Source organism: Ornithinimicrobium sp. (genome assembly GCF_030537745.1).
Taxonomy (GTDB): Bacteria; Actinomycetota; Actinomycetes; order Actinomycetales; family Dermatophilaceae; genus Ornithinicoccus.
Genome location: NZ_JAUNVI010000080.1, coordinates 5,497 through 10,333, shown reverse-complemented (window position 1 = coordinate 10,333; position 4,837 = coordinate 5,497). Strand labels below are relative to the sequence as shown.

Genomic DNA, 4,837 nt, shown 5'->3' with positions numbered 1-4,837 from the left:
AGACCGGCTCGCGCGACCGGGCTGCGCTGGTGGCCCTGGTCTACCGGTCCGGGCTCGTCCGGCCCTGACCTGACCGTCGCGATTTAAGGGCCGATCACGGCCGATCGTCCGTGGTCCACCCACCCTGACAGGACGATCCTCCGGCAGCCGGCGCACCAGCCGTAAACCGTCGCTGACCTGCGAAAACGTGGTTTGTGGGGCGGAATTTTCGGGTCCATACTCATCTTGTGACCCTCACCATCGGCCTTTTCGGCACCGGACGCCTCGGCTCGGCGATCCGGGCCGCTGCCGCGCTCCGCGACGACGTCGAGGTCACCTGGAGCGTCGGGCGCGGCACCAGTGAGGGCGCGCCGGGGAGGCTCGCAGGACTGCCGCCCGTGGAGGTCGCCATCGACGTCAGCCACGCGGACACGGTCGCGCAGCGCCTGAGCTGGGCGCGCACCACCGGCACCGCGCTGGTGATCGGGACGACCGGATGGGACCCGCACCTCGTCGACGAGGCCGCCTGCGGCGAGGCGCCCGTGCTGATCGCCCCCAACTTCGCCCTCGGGGTCGCGCTCGTGCGTCGTCTTGCCGTCGTGCTCGGCGGGTATGCCGCCACCGCGCCAGTCCCTGTCGACCTGGCGATCTCCGAGACCCACCACCGGGGCAAGGCCGACTCCCCCAGCGGCACCGCCCTCAGCCTGCGGGAAGCGCTGGCGACCGGCGCAGGTCGTGAGGCCACCGCGATCCAGACCACCAGCCTGCGGGTCGGCTCGGTCATCGGCGATCACGAGGTGCTCGTCGCCTCCGAGCTGGAGACCATCAGCGTGCGCCACGTCGCCCACGACCGCTCCCTCTTCGCCCACGGCGCCCTCGCGGCGGCGCGGTGGCTGGCCACCCGACCAGCGGGGCTCCATACCCTCGACGACCTCGCCGAGGACGCCCTCGACTCCCTGCTCCGCCCCTCCTCGCGACACCCGGCTCCGTCCGTTCACCACCCCGACACCCTCCCTGCACCATCCACACCCCCGAAGGAAGGCCTGAGATGACCAGCAGCCTCACCGCCACCCCGTTCACCGGTCTCGGCGTCGCCCTGGCGACACCGTTCACGACCGGCACCGACGCCGTGGGTGGCGCGCGAAAGCCGCAGGTCGACCACGCCGCCTACGCCCGTCTCATCGAGCATGTGCTCGCCGGTGGCGACGGGGTGGACTGGCTGCTCGTCCTGGGATCCACCGGCGAGGCCGCGACGGTCTCGGACACCGAACGGGTCGCCCTGATCCGTGCGGCGGTGACGATGGCTGGCGACGTGCCCGTGGTCGCCGGCGTCAGCGCCAACGACACCGACCGAGCCTGCGACCTCGCGCTGCAGGCCCGGGGCGCAGGCGCGGACGCCCTCCTCGTCGTGACCCCGTTCTACAACAAGCCGCAGGTCAGCGGGCTGGTGGCGCACTTCCGGGCGGTCGCGGACAGCGTCCCGGATCTGCCGATCATCGCCTACAACGTGCCCGGTCGGACCGGCTGCAACCTCACGCCCGAGGCGATGGCGCAGCTCTGGGCGATCGACCAGGTGGTCGGGCTCAAGGAGAGCAGCGGCGATGTCCGCCAGCTCGCCCGGTTGTGTCGGGAGGCGCCCCCGGAGCGGGCCGTCCTCTGCGGCGACGACGATCTCGCGCTGCCCGCCATCGCGCTCGGCGCGCGCGGGCTGGTGTCCGTGTGCGCCAATGTGGCCCCGATCGAGACCCGCGAGCTGGTCCAGGCCGCCCTGCGCTCGGACCTGGCCGGCGCGCGAGCCAGCGCCGCGCTCCTCGCGCCGCTGATGACAGCGATGTTCGTCGAGACCAACCCGGTGCCCGTCAAGGCGGCCCTGGCCTGCCTCGGGATCAGCTCCGCCACGGTCCGGCTGCCGCTCTCTCCGGCAGAGCCGGACACTTGGACCCAGGTGCACCGGGCACTCGGGGGGCTGCTGTCCGCCCGGCGCAGCATGCCGGCGCAACCCTGGCCGTTCGTCCCGGCCAGCCCCGCGGCGCTGGCGTCATGAGCCTGACGCACACCGCCGACCCGCAACGGCTCGGCGAAGACCAGGGCTACCGCGAGCTGGCGGACTTCTTCGACCCGAAGCGTGACGCCACCGACGCCGCCGACGCCGAGATCCTCGCCCGCGTCGAGCAGCTGCTCCAGGCCCTCCAGGACGGATCCGTCCGCGCGGCCACCCGCGACGAGGACGGCACCTGGCGGACCCACGCCTGGGTCAAGCGGGGCATCCTGGCCGCCTTCCGGCACAGCGCGACCGTGGAGCTGGACTGGCCAGGTGGCGCGGTCGACAAGTCGCTGGTGCCCGCCCGCGAGTTCTCGCTCCGCGACGGCGTCCGGCTCGTCCCCGGCGGCACCTCCGTGCGCCGTGGCGCGCACTTGGCGCAGGGTGTCGTCGTGATGCCGCCGACCTACGTCAACGTCGGCGGCCACGTCGGGGCCGGCTCGATGATCGACAGTCACGTGCTGGTCGGCTCCTGCGCCCAGGTGGGCCGCGGGGTGCACCTGTCCACGGCGGTCCAGCTCGGTGGCGTGCTCGAGCCCATCGGGGCTCGACCCGTCGTGGTGGAGGACGACGTCTTCGTGGGCGCCCAGTGCGGGCTCTACGAAGGCGTGGTCGTCCGCACCCGGGCGGTGCTCGCTCCAGGCGTGTCGCTGACGTCGAGCACGACGATCTTCGACCTGGTCCGTCAGACCGAGTGGCGCGGCGAGGTCCCGGAGGGCGCGGTCGTCGTGCCCGGCTCGCGGCCCGCGAGGGGCGACTACGCCGCCGTCCTCGGCCTCTCGCTCTACGCGCCGGTCATCGTCAAGTATCGCGACGACTCGACCGACGCCGCGACCGTGCTGGAGGAGTCGTTGCGGTGAGGGGCACCAGAAGCAGCGACGGCGCCAGCACCCAGAGTGCGCGAGTAGGGCTCTCCCCGATCCGAGAGATGGCGGTGGGCGCCCCGGCAGGCACCATCAGCCTGGGCCTAGGCGAGCCGGGCTGGGCACTACCGGCAGCGGCGAGGGCCGCGCTGTCGCAGGTCGGCGCGGCCTGCGGCCCCATGCCCTACGGTCCCAACACCTCCAGCGTCGAGCTCGTGGAGGCCATCGTGAACCGGCACGGGGACGATCACGACCTCCAAGGCCTGACCGCGGAGCACGTGATGCTCACCTCGGGCAGCCAGGCGGCCCTGTGCGCCCTCTTCCTGACCCACGTGGAGGCCGGCAGCACCGTGCTGGTGCCAGACCCCGGCTTTGTCTCCTACCCCTCGCTGGCCCGACTCGCCCAGGCGCACCCGGCCACCTACGCGCTCGGACCCGGCGGTCGGCTGGACGCGGCCCTGGTGATCGCCGCGTTGACGGCCCACGAACGGGTGTCGCTGCTGGTCATCAACCATCCCGCCAACCCCACCGGCGCGGTCGCGGACGCGGACCAGCTCAGGGCGGTCGCGGCCGCCTGCGCCGAGCGAGGCGTGCTCCTGGTCAGCGACGAGGTGTATGGCGAGCTGTGGCTCGGTGCCCGCCCCGCCTCCCTGCACGACGTCGTCGGACCCGAGGGTGGGGTGGTCCTCGGCTCGGTGAGCAAGGCCTACGGCGCGCCAGGGCTCCGAGTCGGCTGGGCGGTCGGTGATCCCCAGGTGCTGACCGCGGCACGGATGGTGCACAACGCGATGACGACAGCTCCGTCCCGACCCTCGCAGGCCGCGGCGACCGCGCTGCTCCAGGACGCGGACACCGTGCTGCCGGCCGCCCGGCAGGAGATCGAGGCACGCTGGCTGGCCCTGGCGGCGACGGCTCCCAGGCTCCTCGACCGCGCCGACCAGGCCGCCGGTCGCGCCCACGGCGACCCTCGAGCCGGCTTCTACCTCTGGCTCCCAGTGCCGGACGACATACCGGCCGTGGACACTGCAGCCTTCGCCCTGCGCGTGCGTGACACCAGCCTGGTCACCACGATCCCCGGCACTGCTTTCGGTCCAGCTGGAGATGGCTACCTCAGGGTCAGCCTCGGCGGCCCGATCGACGAGCTGCGGCAAGGACTGGGGCGGCTGGCGCCCTGGTGGGAGGCATGATTTTGACCGCTGCGACGACCGACCTGTTCGCTTTCAACGAGGCCACGCTGCTGAGGCTGGCGCTAGAGCACCCCTCGCCGTTCTTCGCCTACGACCTCGACCTGGCGCGCGTCCGCTACCGCCGGCTCCGGGCGTCGCTGCCCGCCCGCGTCCGGCTCGCCTACGCCGTCAAGTCCAATCCCGGCCTGCCGATGCTGGAGGCGTTCTCGGCACTGGGCGCGTGGTTTGACTGTGCCTCGGCCGGTGAGGTGTCGACGGTGCTCGCCGCCGGCGGCACCGGAGCGGGGATGGTCTTCGCTGGCCCGGCCAAGTCCGAGCGCGACCTGCACGCCGCCCTCTTCGCCGGTGCCCGGATCCAGGTGGACGGCCTCGAGGACGTCGAGCGACTGCATATCCTCCACACCGGATCGAGCCCGCTGCGGGTCAACGTCCGGGTCAATCCGCTCGAGGGTGTGTCGGAGGTCGCGACCATCATCGGTGGTGGCGGGCCGAGTGCCTTCGGCGTGGACGAGGAGGTGGTGGAAGAGTTCGTGCGCGAGGCCGCACGCTTCGACCGCGTGCAGATCAGCGGACTGCAGGTCTTCGCCGCCAGCAACGAGCTTGACGCGGGCAAGCTGCTCACCAACCACCGGACGGTGCTGCGCATCGGGCACCGGCTCCAGGGGCTGCTCGGGCATGACCTTGACCTCGTCGATCTCGGCGGCGGGCTCGGAGTCAGGTATGCCGTGGCGCAGCCCACCCTCGACGTCCGCTCCCTGGGGGCCGGG

At 72.6% G+C, this 4,837-nt stretch carries 4 protein-coding genes and 1 pseudogene; all 5 read left to right on the top strand.

The genetic code is table 11. The features are described from left to right. Positions 1-227 precede the first annotated feature (227 nt). A complete protein-coding gene (locus tag Q4P07_RS12895; RefSeq protein ID WP_303375319.1) occupies positions 228-1,031 on the top strand; it encodes a 4-hydroxy-tetrahydrodipicolinate reductase in 804 nt (267 codons plus the stop codon). After that, complete coding sequence (gene dapA / locus Q4P07_RS12890) at positions 1,028-2,023, top strand: 4-hydroxy-tetrahydrodipicolinate synthase (protein ID WP_303375318.1); 996 nt, start codon at positions 1,028-1,030, stop codon at positions 2,021-2,023. Before Q4P07_RS12895 ends, dapA begins: the two co-directional genes overlap by 4 nt. Next, on the top strand, positions 2,020-2,880 hold the full coding sequence (locus Q4P07_RS12885) for a 2,3,4,5-tetrahydropyridine-2,6-dicarboxylate N-succinyltransferase (protein ID WP_303375317.1): 861 nt from the start codon (positions 2,020-2,022) through the stop codon (positions 2,878-2,880). The genes dapA and Q4P07_RS12885 overlap by 4 nt, the downstream gene beginning before the upstream one ends. Further along, positions 2,877-4,070 carry a pyridoxal phosphate-dependent aminotransferase gene (locus tag Q4P07_RS12880; protein ID WP_303375316.1) on the top strand — a complete coding sequence of 398 codons (1,194 nt, stop codon included), beginning with the start codon at positions 2,877-2,879 and terminating at the stop codon, positions 4,068-4,070. Before Q4P07_RS12885 ends, Q4P07_RS12880 begins: the two co-directional genes overlap by 4 nt. Further along, a pseudogene (locus tag Q4P07_RS12875) lies at positions 4,067-4,837 on the top strand (hypothetical protein); the annotation flags it as partial. The gene Q4P07_RS12880 and the pseudogene Q4P07_RS12875, both read left to right, overlap by 4 nt.